This window comes from Pseudomonas hydrolytica, assembly GCF_021495345.1.
Taxonomy (GTDB): Bacteria; Pseudomonadota; Gammaproteobacteria; order Pseudomonadales; family Pseudomonadaceae; genus Aquipseudomonas; species Aquipseudomonas hydrolytica.
In genome coordinates this window covers 2131132-2147806 of record NZ_CP099397.1, presented here as the reverse complement: position 1 = coordinate 2147806, position 16675 = coordinate 2131132, and the positions used below count along the sequence as shown (strand labels likewise).

Sequence of the window (16675 nt, the reverse complement as noted above, 5' to 3'; positions counted from 1 at the left end):
TCGATGATCCTGCTGATCTCCGATCTGCACCTCGAAGAGAAACGCCCGGACATCACCCGGGCGTTTCTGCATTTTCTCGCCACCCGCGCGCGCCAGGCCGAGTCGCTGTACATCCTCGGCGACTTCTTCGAAGTCTGGATCGGCGACGACGGCATGACGCCCTTCCAGCATGAAATCGCCGGCGCGCTGCGCGAGCTGAGCGACAGCGGTACGCGCATCTACCTGATGCACGGCAATCGCGACTTTCTTATCGGCAAGCGCTTCTGCCGCGAGGCGGGCTGCACTTTGCTGAGCGATCCGCACAGGGTGCAGATGAATGGCGAGCCCGTGCTGCTGATGCACGGCGACAGCCTGTGCACCCTGGACGTCGGTTACATGAAACTGCGCCGCTGGCTGCGCAACCCGCTGTCGCTGTTGATCCTGCGCAACCTGCCGCTCGCCACCCGGCAGAAGCTGGCGCGCAAGCTACGCAACGAAAGCCGCGCACAGACGCGGATGAAGACCAGCGAAATCGTCGATGTCACGCCCGTGGAAGTGGTCAGGGTGATGGGCGAGTACGGTGTGCGTACGCTGATCCATGGGCATACCCATCGGCCGGCGGTGCATGATCTGGAAGTCAACGGACAACCGGCACGGCGCATCGTGCTGGGGGACTGGGATCGCCAGGGCTGGGCGCTGCAGGTCGATGAAGAGGGGTTCAACCAGGCGCCGTTCGAGCTGACGCCAGCCTGACTGCAGCCTGGATGAAATCCGGGGAGCAACTCCGAGGACCGCCCCGGATTTCATCCGGGCTACGACCGAAGGGCTCTGCTCCCCTCTCCCGCCCTTCGGATCACCAGATGGCCGCTTCGCGGCTGTTTTATGCGGGCACGCCGCTGTGGAAACGGAACTGCTCGTCCGGCGAAGTGATCAGCTCCTGCTCCACCGCGCGCACCACTTCGATACGCGCATCCACGTCCGCCGCGTCACCATACAGATAGGCGAGTTTGAGATAGCCGCGGTAGTGGCGCCCTTCGCTTTCCAGCAGGCCGGCGTAGAACTTGGCCAGCTCGGCATCCAGACGCGGCACCAGGGCGGCGAAACGCTCGCACGAACGCGCCTCGATAAAGGCGCCCACCACCAGCACATCCACCAGCCGCTCCACTTCGCCACCACGCAGCAATGCGCGCAGGCCGGCCGCGTAGCGCGACGCCGAAACATGGCGAACCTCGATGCCACGCGCGCGGATGATCTTGCTCACCTGCTCGAAATGCACCAGCTCCTCACGGGCCAGACGTGACATTCTCGCGGTCAATTCGGTCTTGGTCAGGTAGCGCCCCATCAGGCTCAGGGCCGTCTGCGCTGCCTTGTATTCCAGGTTGCGGTGGTCGAGCAGGAGGATTTCCTGCTGGCGCAAGGCCTCGTCCAGCCAGGCATCCGGCGTGGCGACGCCTCCCAGAAAGCCGAGGATCTCCTGCAGGATCGATACCGATTCCTCACCGTTACTCGGAACATGCTGGGCATTTGACATCATATTTGAAGCGCTCTCGGTGCTGGCGAGGTTGAAAATGGCGGGCCATTATACGAGTGGCAGGCCGGACGACCAGCACGCCGTTGATGCAGGTCAACATGCCGCTGGCAACGACGCACCTATAGTTGGATAAGCGCTATTCATTCTCAGGGAGACGACCATGCAAGCGATCCGTAGCATTCTGGTGGTGATGGACCCCCAGCACCCGGAAGGCCTCGCACTGAAGCGGGCAAAACTGATAGCTGGAGTCACCCAGTCGCGCCTGCATCTGCTGGTTAGCGACAAGAAAGGCGACCACGGCGCCTGGCTCAACGACCTCAGCAGCAGCCTCGGCGAAGAAGGCTATGCCGTCTCCACGCAGCAGGCCTGGCACGACAACCTGCATCAGACCATCATCGCCGTGCAGCAGGCCGAGGGCTGCGGCCTGGTGATCAAGCAACACCTGCCGGACAACCCGTTGAAGAAGGCCATTCTCACCCCCGAGGACTGGAAGCTGCTGCGCTACTGCCCGGGCCCGGTGCTGATGGTCAAGACCGACCGCCCATGGACCGGCGGCACCATTCTTGCCGCCGTGGACGTCGGCAATGCCGATGACGAACACCGCACCCTGCACGCCGGCATCATCAGCCACGGCTACGATATCGCCGGCCTGGCCAAGGGCACGCTGCACGTGATCACCGCCCATCCGACGCCGATGCTGTCGGCGGCCGACCCCACCTTCCAGCTCAAGGAAACCATCGAGGCGCGCTACCGCGAACAATGCCGCAGCTTCCAGGCCGAATACGACATCCACGACGACCGTCTGCATGTGATCGAGGGCCCCGCCGACGTGGTGATACCGCATATGGCGCACCAGCTCAGCGCCGTGGTCACCGTCATTGGCACCGTGGCGCGCACCGGTCTCTCCGGTGCACTGATCGGCAACACCGCCGAAGTCATACTCGATGCCCTGGAAAGCGATGTGCTGGTGCTCAAGCCGGACGAAGTGATCGCCCACCTCGAGGAACTGGTGGCACAGCGCTGAAGCGATGAACGAAACGAAAAATGCCGCTCTGAATCGAGCGGCATTTTTGTTTCAGGGGCTAAACCCTCAGCTCCAGCCCTTCGCGCAGAAACTTCGGCGCGATGTAGCGCTCGTAGTGCGCCTCGGAGAGCAGGAAGAATTCCCTGTCGATGGCATCGCGCAGCTCGGGCAGCGCCCAGTTGCGAAACTCCGGCAGCAGCACCATGCCATAGGCTTCCAGCTGGTTGATCACCCGCGCGCCCCGCGCGATCAGCTGATAGGCCCAGCAGTAGGGCGATTGTTGCGGTACGAAGCGGATCTGCCGCTGCTCGAGCTGAGTGCGCAGACGCTGCTCGTCGAACACCTCCAGCTTGGCCGTCATCACCTGTACCAGCAGCACTTCCAGACGCGTCCAGACGGCGCGCTTCTCCTCGTCGTTGTAGCTGTTCCAGTTGATCACCTCATGGTGGAAGCGCTTGCAACCGCGGCACACGACATCGCCGTAAACGGTCGAACACAGCCCCACGCAGGGCGTCTTGATGCGCTGATTGGACATGGCGAAACAACATAAACAGCAAAACGGCCTGGCATCTTAGCCCTTTGTCTAACGCAGATCACCCCTGTCGACACGGGGACATCGGCTTAACTTTGTTCGCGCTTTCCATTAGAATCGGCCCGCCTTTTACGGCGCCAATGTCCGTTGGAAGCTGTTTTCAAAGCGTCACGAGCACAGTCGATCCTGCAGGTACGATGGCGGCGCAGCCACTCGGAGTCCCCCCGAGCGTCTGCGTCGGCCCTCATCAGAACCGTCCTGCCGGCGTAAAACTTTGAAAGCAGCTTCTACAAGAGACTCGTGAAACCTCGGCTGATTGGCTCATAAAGTCGAAAAGCGCCTGGTTCATGGGTTTCTGGATCGCGTCCCGGACAACCCTTTGGGACCACTGATGAGGGTAATAACTGTGCTTGAAGCCTATCGCAAACACGTAGCAGAGCGTGCCGCTCAGGGTATCGTGCCCCAGCCGCTGAACGCCGAACAAACCGCAGGCCTGGTCGAGCTGCTGAAAAACCCGCCGGCTGGCGAAGAAGAATTCCTCGTAGACCTGATCACCAACCGTGTACCGCCGGGCGTGGACGAAGCTGCCTACGTCAAGGCCGGTTTCCTCTCTGCCATCGCCAAGGGCGAAGCCACTTCCTCGCTGATCAGCAAGCAACGCGCCGTCGAGCTGCTGGGCACCATGCAGGGCGGCTACAACATCGCCACCCTGGTCGAACTGCTGGACGACGCCACCCTGGGCGCCGTTGCCGCCGAGCAACTCAAGCACACCCTGCTGATGTTCGACGCCTTCCACGACGTCGCCGAGAAAGCCAAGGCTGGCAATGCCAATGCCAAGGCCGTGCTGCAGTCCTGGGCCGATGGCGAGTGGTTCACCAACAAGCCGGCCATCGCCGAGAAGTACAGCCTGGCCGTGTTCAAGGTGCCTGGCGAAACCAACACCGACGACCTGTCCCCTGCCCCGGACGCCTGGTCGCGCCCTGACATCCCGCTGCACGCCCTGGCCATGCTGAAAATGGCTCGCGACGGCATCGTGCCGGAGCAGCAAGGCGCCATCGGCCCGCTGAAGCAGATCGAAGAGATCAAGGCCAAGGGCTTCCCGGTCGCCTACGTCGGTGACGTGGTCGGTACCGGTTCTTCCCGCAAGTCCGCCACCAACTCGGTGCTGTGGTTCTTCGGCGACGACATTCCGTACGTTCCGAACAAGCGCGCTGGCGGCTTCTGCTTCGGCACCAAGATCGCCCCGATCTTCTACAACACCATGGAAGACGCCGGTGCCCTGCCGATCGAGTTCGACGTGTCGAACATCAACATGGGCGACGTGATCGACGTCTACCCGTACGCCGGCAAGGTCTGCAAGCACGGCACCGACGAAGTCATCACCACCTTCGAACTGAAGACCCCGGTGCTGCTCGACGAAGTGCGCGCTGGCGGCCGTATCCCGCTGATCGTCGGCCGCGGCCTGACCGAGAAGGCGCGCGCCGAGCTCGGCCTGGGCTCCTCCGACCTGTTCAAGAAGCCGGAGCAGCCGGCTGACAGCGGCAAGGGCTTCACCCTGGCACAGAAGATGGTCGGCAAGGCCTGCGGCGTCGAAGGCGTACGTCCGGGCACCTACTGCGAACCGAAGATGACCACCGTCGGCTCCCAGGACACCACTGGCCCGATGACCCGTGACGAGCTGAAAGACCTGGCGTGCCTGGGCTTCTCCGCCGACCTGGTGATGCAGTCCTTCTGCCACACCGCTGCTTATCCGAAGCCGATCGACGTCACCACCCACCACACCCTGCCGGATTTCATCCGCACCCGTGGCGGCGTATCCCTGCGTCCCGGCGACGGCATCATCCACAGCTGGCTGAACCGCATGCTGCTGCCGGATACCGTCGGCACCGGTGGCGACTCGCACACCCGCTTCCCGATCGGTATTTCCTTCCCGGCCGGCTCCGGCCTGGTGGCCTTCGCCGCCGCCACCGGCGTGATGCCGCTGGACATGCCGGAATCGGTGCTGGTGCGCTTCAAGGGCAAGATGCAGCCGGGTATCACCCTGCGTGACCTGGTCCACGCCATCCCCTACTACGCCATCCAGAAAGGTCTGCTGACCGTCGAGAAGAAAGGCAAGAAGAATATCTTCTCCGGCCGCATTCTCGAGATCGAAGGTCTGGACAACCTGACCGTCGAGCAGGCGTTCGAGCTGTCCGATGCCTCCGCCGAGCGTTCGGCTGCCGGTTGCACCATCAAGCTGCCGGAAGCGGCCATCGCCGAATACCTGCAGTCCAACATCACCCTGCTGCGCTGGATGATCAGCGAAGGCTACGGCGATGCCCGCACCCTGGAGCGTCGTGCCCAGGCGATGGAAGCCTGGCTGGCCAACCCGGTGCTGATGGAAGCCGACAAGGACGCCGAGTACGCCGAAGTCATCGAAATCGACCTGGCCGAGCTCAAGGAGCCCGTCCTGTGCGCCCCGAACGACCCGGACGACGCCCGTCTGCTGTCCACCGTGGCCGGCGACAAGATCGACGAAGTGTTCATCGGTTCGTGCATGACCAACATCGGCCACTTCCGCGCTGCCGGCAAGCTGCTGGACAAGGTCAAGGGCGGTATCCCGACTCGTCTGTGGCTGTCGCCGCCGACCAAGATGGACGCGCACCAGCTGACCGAAGAAGGCTACTACGGCATCTACGGCAAGGCCGGTGCACGCATGGAGATGCCGGGCTGCTCGCTGTGCATGGGTAACCAGGCACGTGTGGCTGCCAACTCCACCGTGGTCTCGACCTCCACCCGTAACTTCCCGAACCGTCTGGGCGATGGCGCCAACGTGTACCTGGCCTCCGCCGAACTGGCGGCAGTCGCTTCGATTCTCGGCAAGCTGCCGACCGTCGAGGAGTACATGGCCTACGCGAAGGATATCGACAGCATGGCTGGCGACATCTACCGCTACCTGAGCTTCGACCAGATCGCCGACTTCCGTGAAGCCGCGGCCAACGCCAAGATCCCGGTCGTTCAGGCCTGATCCCAGCGTTGCAAGAAGAGCCCCGCCTAGTGCGGGGCTTTTTTTTATGCGCGCAAAGCCCCCGGCCGCATCCGGCTTGCAGCCGTTGCGCCACCGTCTACCTTTCGAAGTGGGAGCCCCCCGACAACCATTCAGGAGCACGTCATGAAGCCATGGATCATCGCCGCCCTGTGCCTGTTCGGCCTGGCCGGTTGCAGCAGCGAGTACATCATCACCACCACCGACGGCCAGATGCTGACCAGTGACGGCAAGCCACGCCTGGACAAGGACACCGGCATGCTCGAATTCACCGACAGCGAAGGTCGCAAGCAGCAGATTCCGCAAAGCAACGTGAAACAGATGCTGGAACGCTGAACACCTCAGCCAACCGCGTACCGTTCTGAGCACTGGCATATGCCTTGCTTTCTCTCCAGGCAGTGAGCCTCTCCGGCGGCGGATAAGGCCCGAACGACAACGGCGTCGTATTCGAACTCGGCCTCTAAAGCCGTGATCGGTACGACGCCTTTTTTGTGCGCCTTCCGCCGCCAGGCGGACGCCAGCCGGCGGCTCGACACCCATTGCGTGGATGAAGGAAGCGACATGAGCGAACAGCATATCCCTCGCGGCGACGCCCTGGCCTGGGTCGGCGGCAGCGATGCACCGGAAAAGAGCGCGCTGAACATCGGCTTCATGGCCCTGAGCGACTCCGCCTCGGTGATAGTGGCCGCCACCCAGGGCTTCGCCGAGAAGTACGGCCTGAGCCTCAAACTGCAGCGCCAGGCCTCCTGGGCCGGCCTGCGCGACCGCCTGCTCAGCGGCGAGCTGGACGCCGCCCACAGCCTGTACGGCTTGATCTACGGCGTGCAGCTCGGCCTCGGTGGCGCCGCGGCAACCGACATGGCGGTGCTCATGGGGCTGAACCAGAACGGCCAGAGCATCAACCTGTCGCACACGCTGCAAAGCGCCGGCGTGACCAGCGGCGAAGCACTGCACCAGCATGTGCACCAAAATGAAGCGCGACTGACCTTCGCGCAGACCTTCCCCACTGGCACCCATGCCATGTGGCTTTACTACTGGCTGGCCAGCCAGGGCATCCACCCGCTGCGCGATGTGGACAGCGTGGTGGTGCCACCGCCGCAGATGATCGAACACCTGGTGGCCAAGCGCATCGACGGTTTCTGCGTTGGCGAACCCTGGACCGCCAAGGCCGTCGATGAGCAGCTTGGCTGCACCGTCACCACCATCCAGGCGATCTGGCCGGATCATCCGGAAAAGGTGCTGGGCTGCAGGCGCGCGTTTGCCGAGCAGAATCCCAATACCGCTCGCGCACTGATCATGGCGGTGCTCGATGCCGCGCGCTTCATCGATCAGAGCGAGGAGAACAAGCGCAGCACCGCCCAGTTGCTCAGCGGCAGCGATTACGTCGACGCACCGGCCTCGGTCATCACTCCGCGCTTTCTCGGCCAGTATCAGGATGGCCTGGGGCATGCCTGGCAGGATGCCCACCCGCTGCGCTTTCACGGCGAGGGCGCCGTGAACATGCCCTACCTGTCCGACGCCATGTGGTTCATGACCCAGTTTCGGCGCTGGGGCCTGCTGCGCAGCGACCCCGACTACCTGGGCGTGGCTCGCCAGGTGCAGCAACTGAATCTCTACCGACAGGCCGCCGAGGCGCTCAAGATCCCCGTCCCCGCGGAGATGCGCAGTTCCATGCTGCGGGACGGCAGTTGCTGGGATGGCAGCGACCCTGTCGCCTACGCCCGCAGCTTTCGCCTCCACGCCCTGGCCGACAGCCCCGCCGTCGCCCTGTAACCGCTCTGGAGAGTCACCGATGCTGCGTATCCTGCTGATCAACGACACCCCGAAGAAGGTCGGCCGCCTCAAGTCCGCCCTCATCGAAGCCGGCTTCGAGGTGATCGACGAGTCCGGGCTGACCATCGACCTGCCTGAGCGCGTGGAGGCCGTACGCCCCGACGTGATCCTGATCGACACCGAGTCGCCCGGCCGTGACGTGATGGAACAGGTGGTACTGGTCAGCCGTGACCAGCCGCGCCCGATCGTCATGTTCACCGACGAGCACGATCCCGGCGTGATGCGCCAGGCGATCCAGAGTGGTGTCAGCGCCTACATAGTCGAGGGCATCCACGCCCAGCGCCTGCAGCCGATTCTCGACGTGGCCATGGCCCGCTTCGAGAGCGATCAGGCGTTGCGCGCCCAACTGCAGGCGCGCGACGCCCAGCTGGCCGAGCGCAAGCGCGTCGAGCTGGCCAAGGGGCTGCTGATGAAAATGAAGAGCTGCAACGAAGAGGAGGCCTATACCCTGATGCGCCGGCAGGCCATGAGTCGCCAGCAGAAGCTGATCCAGGTGGCCGAACAGATCATTGCCATGCACGACATGCTGGGAGGGTGATCATGCCGGCAATTTTGATGCCATGAAGCCATCACAAAGCAACCGATCGTCTGAAAAAAGAGCAAAGGGATGAAGCGAGGCTGAACTCACCCGCGCAGCCATGGGTCATGTTTGGGGTTCAACGGGAATCAGGGAGCTATCGATCACCGGCGAACCCTATCCATGGACAGGTCCAACCTGCATCGCCGATGCAACGGACGGACCGGTCATCTAGAGCATGACTTCAGGAAAAACAACGATGAACAACGATCTTGTCGCAACGTCTAGCAAGCGTAGTTACGCCGCCGTGATTGGAGCTGCAGTAACAGGCTCTTTACTGAGTTTCGCCAGCCATGCCGAACTGCGCCCGGAGCTGGCTCCCGGCGGTAACTTCGCACTGGAAAACTGGTCGCTGACCTTGCCGGTGGACGAGGAAGGAGGCAACCAGGGCCGCGCTCAGACCCTGTATCCCGACCGGCTCAGCGGTCCGCAGGGTTACACCTCCTCCTACTTCCGCACCGACACCGACGGCGCCATGACTTTCTGGGCCCCCGCCAACGGCGCCCTTTCGGCTCGCGCCGACTATGCCCGCGCCGAACTGCGGCAGATGATCGACCCCAGCTCCAATGCGGTGAACTGGGACAGTCAGGGCCGCGCTCACCTGGACGCACGCCTGCGCGTTCTGCAGGTGCCGGTAGGCAACGGCCTGATCGCCGTTGGCCAGATCCACGCTTACGAGGCCATGCCGCTGGTCACCCTGTACTACCAGTACGACATGGATGCCCAGACCGGTCGCCTCTTCGCCAGGGTCAAGCAGAGCCCGGAGGGCGCCGAGGAGGCCAAGCGCTACAACCTGGCCGAGGGCATCCAGCTGGGCCAGGCGTTCGTCTATCGCCTGGGCATGGCGCGCAACCGTGACGGCGTGGCCGAGGTGGCCGTTACCATCAATGGCTCGCAGGTCCTGCAGGTTCCGCTGGACCCCGCCTGGGACAGCCGCACCTTCTACTTCAAGGCAGGCGCCTTCCTCAACAGCCGCAGCGACAACAGCGAAGATGGCGCGCTGGTCAAGTTCTATCGACTGGCCACCAGCCACCCGGCTGCAAGGCTGCACATCACCCAGCTCTCCGCATTGCCGCCGGCATCGGTTGGCACCCCCTACTCCGTGCAGCTGGAATCGCGCGGCGGCGTGGGCGGCACGACCTGGCGCCTGGTCAGCGGCTTCCCGCCGGCCGGCCTGACCCTGAGCAGCGACGGCGTGCTCAGTGGCGAGCCGCAGAATGCCACGTCGATTCCCGATGACTTCACCGCGCAGATTCGCGACTCCAACGGCAACACCGTTTCCAAGAAGTTCTCCATCGTCATCAATCCCTGAGGCCAGCCTCGATTGATGGTTGGCTGAGCCCCCTGCGGGGCTCAGCCAACGCTCGACAGAATCCCCCCGCTGCGCTTATCTTCTCGCCAGGCCGCCAAATGTGGCCAACGTCGCTCGGACGGTTCCGGGCGCTTACGTATTCCTGAGGAAATCATGGCTGAGAACGCCAAGCGCCGCTTTGCGCGCATCGATCGTCTCCCCCCCTACGTCTTCAACATCACCGCCGAACTGAAGATGGCCGCGCGCCGTCGCGGCGAGGACATCATCGACTTCTCCATGGGCAACCCCGACGGTGCGACCCCGCCGCACATCGTCGAGAAGCTCGTGCAGGTCGCCCAGCGTGAAGACACCCACGGATACTCCACCTCCCGCGGCATCCCGCGCCTGCGCCGCGCCATCTCGCGCTGGTACAAGGACCGCTACGACGTGGAGATCGATCCGGAAAGCGAAGCCATCGTCACCATCGGCTCCAAGGAAGGCCTGGCGCACCTGATGCTGGCCACCCTGGACCATGGCGACACCGTGCTGGTACCCAACCCCAGCTACCCGATCCATATCTACGGCGCGGTGATCGCCGGCGCCCAGGTACGCTCCGTGCCGCTGGTGCCGGGCGTGGACTTCTTCGCCGAACTGGAACGCGCTATCCGCGAGTCGATTCCCAAGCCGAAGATGATGATCCTCGGCTTCCCGTCCAACCCCACCGCGCAGTGCGTGGAGCTGGACTTCTTCGAGCGCGTGGTGACCCTGGCCAAGCAGTACGACGTACTGGTGGTGCACGACCTGGCCTACGCCGACATCGTCTACGACGGCTGGAAGGCACCGTCGATCATGCAGGTGCCGGGCGCCAAGGACATCGCGGTGGAGTTCTTCACCCTGTCCAAGAGCTACAACATGGCCGGCTGGCGCATCGGCTTCATGGTCGGTAATCCCGAGCTGGTCAGCGCCCTGGCGCGCATCAAGAGCTACCACGACTACGGCACCTTCACCCCACTGCAGGTGGCTGCCATCGCGGCGCTGGAAGGTGATCAGCAGTGCGTGCGCGATATCGCCGAGCAGTACCGTCAGCGCCGCAACCTGCTGGTCAAGGGCCTGCACGAGATCGGCTGGATGGTGGAAAAGCCCAAGGCCTCGATGTACATCTGGGCCAAGATTCCCGAGGCCTACGCCCATCTGGGCTCGCTGGAGTTCGCCAAGAAGCTGCTGGCAGAAGCCAAGGTCTGCGTCTCGCCCGGGCTGGGTTTCGGCGACTATGGCGACGACCACGTGCGCTTCGCCCTGATCGAGAATCAGGACCGTACGCGCCAGGCGCTGCGCGGCATCAAGGCGATGTTCCGTGCCGACGGCTTGCTGCCGGGCAAGCCGGCCAAGGCCGAGAGCGAGTAACAGCATAGGGCGCCGCAAGGCGCCCTTTCTGTTGGGCGCTCGAACTAGACAAGATCTGCGACAATTCGGGACGTTAGACCGCACAACCAGTAGTTTCGGGTAATTGCCCGGCAGAGTGAACGCCCGTACACTGCGCGCCCCTCCTCTGACGGTTTCCCCCAATGCTCTTCGTTTTGCGCATGCTGCTCATGGGCGTGCATTTCGTTATCGCCGGCCTGGCCGGCCTGCTGCTCGGTCTGTGCCGCCCGTTCAACCCCGACAACAGCCGCCTCTGTGCACGCCTCTATTCGCTGCCTGCCCTGTGCCTGCTGCGCCTGAAGCTGAAGACCGATGTGCGCCCGCTGCTGGAACATCAGCGCTCCTGCGTGATCATCGCCAACCATCAGTCCAACTTCGATCTCTACGTGCTCGGCCGCGTGGTACCGGAGCGCACCGTGAGCATCGGCAAGAAGAGCCTCAAGTGGGTGCCGTTCTTCGGTCAGCTGTACTGGCTGGCCGGCAACGTGCTGATCGACCGCAGCAATGCCGTCGCTGCCAAGCGCGCGATGCTGACCACTACCGAGACCCTGCGCCATCGCGACACCTCGATCTGGGTCTTTCCCGAGGGCACGCGCAACCTCGGCCGCGGCCTGCTGCCGTTCAAGAAAGGCGCGTTTCAGATGGCGATCACCGCCGGCGTGCCGATCATCCCGGTATGCGTGAGCAACTACGCCAAGTCCATGCGCCTGAACCGCTGGCACAGCGGCCGCATTCTCATCCGTTCGCTGCCGGCGATCCCCACGGCCGGCCTGAGCCTGGACGACATGCCGGCACTGATGGAGCGCTGCCAGCAGGCCATGAGCGAGTGCATCGCCACCCTGGATCAGGAGCTGGCCAAGGCGTGAGGTTGGTAGCGGGATGTCGAGGCAGTTGGCGTCCCGCGCCAACCATCAAAACTGTCGATAGTTAATCTGAAGAGCATCCATTATTCAATCGAAATGACTTCAGCGACTCTGTGCCCATCGTCACTCCTGACCTGGAGCACAGAACATGTCCCGTCTCTCTCAAGCCGCCCGCAACGGCGCCCTCGCGGGCATCGGCCTGTACCTGATCAGCACCTCCACGGTGCTGGTCGTGAGTTACGCCAGCCTGCAGCCCAGCACCCCGACCATCGAGCAGCCCGGCCCACTGCACAGCCTGATCACTCGCCTACCCGCCCTGCTCGGCGCATTCTCGCAGGGGTGAGTACGATCATGATCAGAACGCAACGCACTCGCATGCTGATGCTCGCCAGCCTGTCCCTGCTGACCACCCTGCTGGCGCTCGGCGGTATCGGCAAAAGCTCGGCTGGCGCCGTGGCGCGCAATATCGAATGCTGCCACAAGCTGGCTCACCACCTGGATCTGGCCGAAAGCCTCAAGCGGCAGTTGAGCAGCCCGCCGCCGAACAGAAGCGAGCGTCTCTCGCCCTACTTCGTGCTCACCCAGCAGGCATGAAAAAGCCCGGTAACCCGGGCTTTTCTCTGGATCGGGTCAGGCTCAGGCCTTGGCTTCCTTACCCTGCGCCACGAAGCGCATCATCCACTCGGCCACTGCGCTGCCTTGCTGCGAATGCTTGAGGCTGTCCACGCCTCGCTGATAGACCTGCTCACCGAGATGCTGCTGACGCAGATCAAGCAACGCGCGCGAGTAGTCGTGGACGAACTCCGGATGCCCCTGGAAGCACAGCACCTGATCTTCGATGTGATAGGCGCCAATCGGGCAGAAATCGCTGGACGCAAGCAGCGTGGCCTTCTCCGGCAGACGGGTGACCTGATCCTGGTGACTGATCAGCAACTGCAATTCGTCCAGCGCCGGGCTCATCCACTCGGGCTTGCCCTCCAGACGGTAGCTGTGAACGCCCACGCCCCAGCCCTGCTCGGCACGCTCGGCCTTGCCCCCCAGCAGCAATGCCAGCAACTGGTGACCGAAGCAGATGCCCAGCAGCTTGTCGCCACGCTTGTAGCGTTCGAGCAGGTATTCCTTGAGCGTCTGGATCCACGGCTCGCTGCCGAAGGAATCGGCCTTGCTGCCGGTCACCAGATAGGCATCGAACTTCTCGCTATCGGGCGGGTAATGCCCCTCCACCACGTTGTAGACACTGAACTCCGCCGCGACCGGCTGCTGAGCGAACAGCTGCTCGAACATGCGGCCATAACCCTGGTACTGGTCGACCAGTTCGGGGCGGAGGATGTCAGTTTCCAGGATGCAGATACGCAGTGACATGGGGTTTCCTGTGGTGAACACGCGGATGGGTGATTTGTGCGTTTTTCTTAACACATGACCTCGCACAAGGAAATAGCCATCCCTGATTTGTCAGCACATTTGACTTCGGCGAACGCTGTGCAACGGCATGAACAGTCGTAAATTAAAATTTACAGCCAAGCTGAACCAGTCTCGGATCGAACACCATCAGCCGCCTCGATAGTTACCATGCACGCCATTCACTTCTGTGATCGCTAGAGCGCAGCGAATATCGACACATCGGGCAGTCGCCCACATCGCACAGAAGGAAATCGATCATGAGCATCTACGCCGCACTCGCCAGCTTTGCCGCTGCATCCGCCTTCCAGACCGCCGCCCCGGCCCGTACCGAGCAGGTTGCCCCCGCAGCCCGCGACGTTCGTCCGAGCTGATACAAGCGCAGGAGAGCAGCCATGCACAGCCAACTCAGCCAAGACGCCTACGGCGTCACCTATGTCCACCTGGAAGACGGCGGCCTGCAGTTCGAGACCGAAGCCGCTCTGCAGCTCGATGACGGCAGCATGCTGACCCTGCGCATGCCGACCCGTTACAGCGAGATGCTGGCGATCCACGAAGCCGTGTGCATTCGCCAGGGCTGGTGCCAGGCGGCGTGAAGTCGCGATGATCTAGACTCCTCGGGCATCTTCAACGGAACGAGGAACTGGCTCATGCAGATACGCAACCTCACTACCCTGCTTGCAGGCGGCCTGTTACTGGCCGGCAACGCCGTGGCGGATCGCCCCGGCAGCGACTGGATCAGCATCGAGGACGCCCTGAGCAAGGCTCGTGCAGCCGGCTACACCGAACTGCACAAGATCGAGGCGGACAGCGATGGCTACTGGGAAGGCGAAGGCCTGAAACAGGACGGCCGTCTCTACGAGTTCCGCATCGACGGCAAGAGCGGTCAGGTGATCCGCGATCAGCTGGAAGACTGAGCAAAATGGAAACGGCCCTTGCGGGCCGTTTCTGCTTGTGCGGCAGGCGGGGCGCTCGGTGCGCATGGCGCATCCGAACCTGCCTGACGTTCTGCCTCAGAAGGTTTCGCCCTTGGCCGCCTTCTCCAGCAACAGCGCCGGTGGCAGGAAGCGCTCGCCGTACTGTTCGGCCAGGTACTGGGCCCGCGCGACGAAGTCTTTCACCCCGTACTGATTGATGAACTGCAGCGCACCGCCGGTCCAGGCGGCGAAGCCGATGCCGAAGATCGAGCCGATATTGGCGTCGGCCACCGACTTCAGCACGCCCTCTTCCACGCAGCGCACCGTCTCGATGGCCTGGATGAACAGAATGCGGTCGCGCACGTCCTCCTGCGAGATCTGTGCATCGGCCTTTTCGAAACGTGCCTTGAGCTCCGGCCACAGGTGCTTCTTGCCCCCGGCCGGGTAATCGTAGAAGCCCATGCCCGCCGCTTTGCCCGGACGCTTGTACTCGTTAAGCATCAGATCGATGACAGCAAAGGCCGGATGCTCGGGGATGGATTTGCCCTCGGCGGCCAGGTCCTTGATGGTCTGCTGGCGGATATGGTTCATCAGGCTCATGGACACTTCGTCGCTGATCGCCAGCGGCCCGACCGGCATGCCGGCCTTGCGCGCCTCGTTCTCGATCATCGCGGCGCTGACGCCTTCGCCGAGCATGGCCAGGCCTTCGTTGGTGAAGGTGCCGAACACGCGCGAGGTGAAGAAGCCGCGGCTGTCGTTGACCACGATGGGGGTCTTCTTGATCTGCATGACGTAGTCGAAGCCACGCGCCAGGGTCTCGTCACTGGTCTTCTCGCCGCGGATGATTTCCACCAGCGGCATTTTGTCCACTGGGCTGAAGAAATGCAGGCCGATGAATTTCTCCGGTTTTGCCACGGCAGTCGCCAGACCGGTGATCGGCAGCGTCGAGGTGTTGGAGGCGATCACCGCATCGCTCAGCGCCGCGGCCTCGGCGGCAGCGGTGACCTTGCCCTTGAGCGCACGGTCCTCGAACACCGCTTCGATGATCAGGTCGCAGCCCTCGAAGTCTGCCTCGCTATCGGTGGCCTTGATCCGCGCCAGGAAGGCGTCGCGTTGCTCGCCACTCATATGGCCCTTGCCGACCTTCTTGTCGAGCAGCTTGGCCGAGTAGGCCTTGCCCTTCTCCGCCGCTTCGACGGACACGTCCTTGAGCACCACCTCGATGCCGGCCGCTGCCGATACGTAGGCGATACCGGCGCCCATCATGCCTGCACCGAGCACGCCGACCTTCTTCGTCTGGGTTTTCGGGTAGCCCTGCGGGCGCGAGCCGCCAGCGTTGATCTCGTTGAGCTGGAACCAGAAGGTGCCGATCATGTTCTTCGCCACCTGACCACAGGTCAGCTCGGTGAAGTAGCGTGCCTCGATGATCTGCGCAGTGTCGAAGTCGACCTGCGCACCTTCCACAGCGGCGCACAGGATCTTCTCCGGCGCCGGGAAGCAGCCCTTGGTCTTGTCGCGCAGCACGCTCGGGGCGATGGCCAGCATCTGCGCCACGTTCGGCGAACTGGGCGTGCCGCCGGGGATCTTGTAGCCCTGCACGTCCCAAGGCTGCTTGGCCGCCGGGTTGGCGGCGATCCAGGCGCGGGCCTTGGCCAGCATCTCCTCGCGGTCACTGGCCAGGTCGTGAATCAGTCCGGCCTTGAGCGCTGCCTCGGGGCGCACCTTCTTGCCTTCGGCCAGATACGGCAGCGCCTTTTCCAGGCCAAGCAGGCGCACCATGCGCACCACCCCGCCGCCGCCCGGCAGCAGGCCGAGGGTGACCTCCGGCAGGCCGAGCTGCACGTGGCTTTCGTTCAGCGCGATGCGGTGGTGACAGGCCAGGGCGATTTCCCAGCCGCCGCCCAGCGCTGCTCCGTTGATGGCGGCGACCACAGGTTTGCCGAGGGTTTCCAGACGGCGCAACTGGCCCTTGATCCTGAGGATCATCTCGTAGAAGCCCTGGGCCTCGGCCTGGGTGACCTTGATCAGCTCATTGAGGTCGCCGCCAGCGAAGAAGGTCTTCTTCGCCGAGGTGACGATCACCCCGGCGATCGAGTCCCTTTCCGCTTCCAGGCGATCGACGATCTGGCCCATGGCCTCGCGGTAGACCGCGTTCATGGTGTTGGCGCTCTGGCCGGGCATGTCCATGGTCAGGACGACGATATTGTCCTGGCCCTTTTCGTAACGGATGGCGTCAGTCATTTCATTCACTTCCCAATGTTCGGGGAGCGCTTCAGGGGCGTC

General features: G+C 63.4%; 18 protein-coding genes. 14 read left to right on the top strand and 4 right to left on the bottom strand.

Going from position 1 to position 16675, the window contains the following annotated elements; all coding sequences use genetic code 11:
* Window positions 1-3: 3 nt before the first annotated feature.
* Window positions 4-732: a UDP-2,3-diacylglucosamine diphosphatase gene (lpxH, locus tag L1F06_RS09905; RefSeq protein WP_129483404.1), complete on the top strand. Its 729-nt coding sequence runs from the start codon at window positions 4-6 to the stop codon at window positions 730-732.
* Between the two features lie 127 nt (window positions 733-859).
* On the opposite strand, the gene L1F06_RS09900 is transcribed toward lpxH, so the two are convergent.
* Window positions 860-1513: a MiaE family protein gene (locus L1F06_RS09900; RefSeq protein WP_003240976.1), complete on the bottom strand. Its 654-nt coding sequence runs from the start codon at window positions 1511-1513 to the stop codon at window positions 860-862.
* Window positions 1514-1670: 157 nt separating this feature from the next.
* Between L1F06_RS09900 and L1F06_RS09895 the strand changes: the two genes are divergently transcribed.
* Window positions 1671-2534, top strand: coding sequence for a universal stress protein (locus tag L1F06_RS09895; RefSeq protein WP_012018837.1), 864 nt, complete (start codon window positions 1671-1673; stop codon window positions 2532-2534).
* A gap of 58 nt (window positions 2535-2592) precedes the next feature.
* On the opposite strand, the gene L1F06_RS09890 is transcribed toward L1F06_RS09895, so the two are convergent.
* Window positions 2593-3069 (bottom strand): DUF1289 domain-containing protein, encoded by a 477-nt coding sequence (locus L1F06_RS09890; protein ID WP_003240981.1) that lies wholly within the window; start codon window positions 3067-3069, stop codon window positions 2593-2595.
* A 388-nt stretch (window positions 3070-3457) separates the two neighbouring features.
* On the opposite strand from L1F06_RS09890, the gene acnB reads away from it, so the two are divergent.
* The 9 genes from acnB to L1F06_RS09845 all read left to right on the top strand — a co-directional run bounded on the left by acnB (window position 3458) and on the right by L1F06_RS09845 (window position 12671).
* Window positions 3458-6073, top strand: a complete 2616-nt coding sequence (gene acnB / locus L1F06_RS09885) for a bifunctional aconitate hydratase 2/2-methylisocitrate dehydratase (RefSeq protein WP_435301312.1) — start codon at window positions 3458-3460, stop codon at window positions 6071-6073.
* A 144-nt stretch (window positions 6074-6217) separates the two neighbouring features.
* Window positions 6218-6427 carry a YgdI/YgdR family lipoprotein gene (locus L1F06_RS09880; protein WP_003240985.1) on the top strand — a complete coding sequence of 70 codons (210 nt, stop codon included), beginning with the start codon at window positions 6218-6220 and terminating at the stop codon, window positions 6425-6427.
* A 225-nt stretch (window positions 6428-6652) separates the two neighbouring features.
* Window positions 6653-7864 (top strand): CmpA/NrtA family ABC transporter substrate-binding protein, encoded by a 1212-nt coding sequence (locus L1F06_RS09875; protein WP_129483403.1) that lies wholly within the window; start codon window positions 6653-6655, stop codon window positions 7862-7864.
* 19 nt (window positions 7865-7883) lie between these two features.
* On the top strand, window positions 7884-8462 hold the full coding sequence (locus L1F06_RS09870; protein WP_003240990.1) for an ANTAR domain-containing response regulator: 579 nt from the start codon (window positions 7884-7886) through the stop codon (window positions 8460-8462).
* A 238-nt stretch (window positions 8463-8700) separates the two neighbouring features.
* A complete protein-coding gene (locus L1F06_RS09865; RefSeq protein ID WP_129483402.1) occupies window positions 8701-9813 on the top strand; it encodes a polysaccharide lyase family 7 protein in 1113 nt (370 codons plus the stop codon).
* Window positions 9814-9966: 153 nt separating this feature from the next.
* Window positions 9967-11196, top strand: coding sequence for an alanine transaminase (gene alaC, locus L1F06_RS09860; RefSeq protein ID WP_003240994.1), 1230 nt, complete (start codon window positions 9967-9969; stop codon window positions 11194-11196).
* A 161-nt stretch (window positions 11197-11357) separates the two neighbouring features.
* Window positions 11358-12080, top strand: a complete 723-nt coding sequence (locus L1F06_RS09855) for a 1-acylglycerol-3-phosphate O-acyltransferase (protein WP_129483401.1) — start codon at window positions 11358-11360, stop codon at window positions 12078-12080.
* Between the two features lie 145 nt (window positions 12081-12225).
* Window positions 12226-12420 carry a hypothetical protein gene (locus L1F06_RS09850; RefSeq protein ID WP_129483400.1) on the top strand — a complete coding sequence of 65 codons (195 nt, stop codon included), beginning with the start codon at window positions 12226-12228 and terminating at the stop codon, window positions 12418-12420.
* An 8-nt stretch (window positions 12421-12428) separates the two neighbouring features.
* The gene (locus L1F06_RS09845) at window positions 12429-12671 is read left to right on the top strand and encodes a hypothetical protein (RefSeq protein ID WP_129483399.1); all 243 of its coding nucleotides are present in this window, start codon (window positions 12429-12431) and stop codon (window positions 12669-12671) included.
* Between the two features lie 42 nt (window positions 12672-12713).
* Here the strand turns inward: L1F06_RS09845 and L1F06_RS09840 are convergent, their stop codons facing one another.
* Window positions 12714-13439 carry an amidotransferase gene (locus L1F06_RS09840; RefSeq protein WP_003241003.1) on the bottom strand — a complete coding sequence of 242 codons (726 nt, stop codon included), beginning with the start codon at window positions 13437-13439 and terminating at the stop codon, window positions 12714-12716.
* Between the two features lie 296 nt (window positions 13440-13735).
* Here L1F06_RS09840 and L1F06_RS24945 point away from each other — a divergent pair, with 296 nt between their 5' ends.
* The 3 genes from L1F06_RS24945 to L1F06_RS09830 are packed head-to-tail and all read left to right on the top strand — an operon-like array spanning window position 13736 to window position 14392.
* The gene (locus tag L1F06_RS24945) at window positions 13736-13849 is read left to right on the top strand and encodes a PA2485 family small membrane protein (RefSeq protein WP_277425981.1); all 114 of its coding nucleotides are present in this window, start codon (window positions 13736-13738) and stop codon (window positions 13847-13849) included.
* Window positions 13850-13870: 21 nt separating this feature from the next.
* On the top strand, window positions 13871-14071 hold the full coding sequence (ptrC, locus tag L1F06_RS09835; RefSeq protein WP_003241007.1) for a type III secretion system co-regulatory protein PtrC: 201 nt from the start codon (window positions 13871-13873) through the stop codon (window positions 14069-14071).
* Window positions 14072-14125: 54 nt separating this feature from the next.
* Window positions 14126-14392, top strand: a complete 267-nt coding sequence (locus tag L1F06_RS09830; RefSeq protein ID WP_003241009.1) for a PepSY domain-containing protein — start codon at window positions 14126-14128, stop codon at window positions 14390-14392.
* A 96-nt stretch (window positions 14393-14488) separates the two neighbouring features.
* Here L1F06_RS09830 and L1F06_RS09825 read toward each other — a convergent pair whose 3' ends face one another.
* Window positions 14489-16633 (bottom strand): 3-hydroxyacyl-CoA dehydrogenase NAD-binding domain-containing protein, encoded by a 2145-nt coding sequence (locus L1F06_RS09825; RefSeq protein ID WP_129483398.1) that lies wholly within the window; start codon window positions 16631-16633, stop codon window positions 14489-14491.
* Window positions 16634-16675 lie beyond the last annotated feature (42 nt).

Bases quoted from the DNA above. Each gene is read 5' to 3' on its own strand.
- alaC (WP_003240994.1), top strand. From the start codon at position 9,967: ATGGCTGAGAACGCCAAGCGCCGCTTTGCGCGCATCGATCGTCTCCCC.
- lpxH (WP_129483404.1), top strand. From the start codon at position 4: ATGATCCTGCTGATCTCCGATCTGCACCTCGAAGAGAAACGCCCGGAC.
- L1F06_RS09830 (WP_003241009.1), top strand. From the start codon at position 14,126: ATGCAGATACGCAACCTCACTACCCTGCTTGCAGGCGGCCTGTTACTG.
- ptrC (WP_003241007.1), top strand. From the start codon at position 13,871: ATGCACAGCCAACTCAGCCAAGACGCCTACGGCGTCACCTATGTCCAC.
- L1F06_RS09890 (WP_003240981.1), bottom strand. From the start codon at position 3,069: ATGTCCAATCAGCGCATCAAGACGCCCTGCGTGGGGCTGTGTTCGACC.
- L1F06_RS09855 (WP_129483401.1), top strand. From the start codon at position 11,358: ATGCTCTTCGTTTTGCGCATGCTGCTCATGGGCGTGCATTTCGTTATC.
- L1F06_RS09845 (WP_129483399.1), top strand. From the start codon at position 12,429: ATGATCAGAACGCAACGCACTCGCATGCTGATGCTCGCCAGCCTGTCC.
- L1F06_RS09840 (WP_003241003.1), bottom strand. From the start codon at position 13,439: ATGTCACTGCGTATCTGCATCCTGGAAACTGACATCCTCCGCCCCGAA.
- L1F06_RS09880 (WP_003240985.1), top strand. From the start codon at position 6,218: ATGAAGCCATGGATCATCGCCGCCCTGTGCCTGTTCGGCCTGGCCGGT.
- L1F06_RS09900 (WP_003240976.1), bottom strand. From the start codon at position 1,513: ATGATGTCAAATGCCCAGCATGTTCCGAGTAACGGTGAGGAATCGGTA.
- L1F06_RS09825 (WP_129483398.1), bottom strand. From the start codon at position 16,633: ATGACTGACGCCATCCGTTACGAAAAGGGCCAGGACAATATCGTCGTC.
- L1F06_RS09850 (WP_129483400.1), top strand. From the start codon at position 12,226: ATGTCCCGTCTCTCTCAAGCCGCCCGCAACGGCGCCCTCGCGGGCATC.
- L1F06_RS09875 (WP_129483403.1), top strand. From the start codon at position 6,653: ATGAGCGAACAGCATATCCCTCGCGGCGACGCCCTGGCCTGGGTCGGC.
- acnB (WP_435301312.1), top strand. From the start codon at position 3,458: ATGAGGGTAATAACTGTGCTTGAAGCCTATCGCAAACACGTAGCAGAG.
- L1F06_RS09865 (WP_129483402.1), top strand. From the start codon at position 8,701: ATGAACAACGATCTTGTCGCAACGTCTAGCAAGCGTAGTTACGCCGCC.
- L1F06_RS09895 (WP_012018837.1), top strand. From the start codon at position 1,671: ATGCAAGCGATCCGTAGCATTCTGGTGGTGATGGACCCCCAGCACCCG.
- L1F06_RS24945 (WP_277425981.1), top strand. From the start codon at position 13,736: ATGAGCATCTACGCCGCACTCGCCAGCTTTGCCGCTGCATCCGCCTTC.
- L1F06_RS09870 (WP_003240990.1), top strand. From the start codon at position 7,884: ATGCTGCGTATCCTGCTGATCAACGACACCCCGAAGAAGGTCGGCCGC.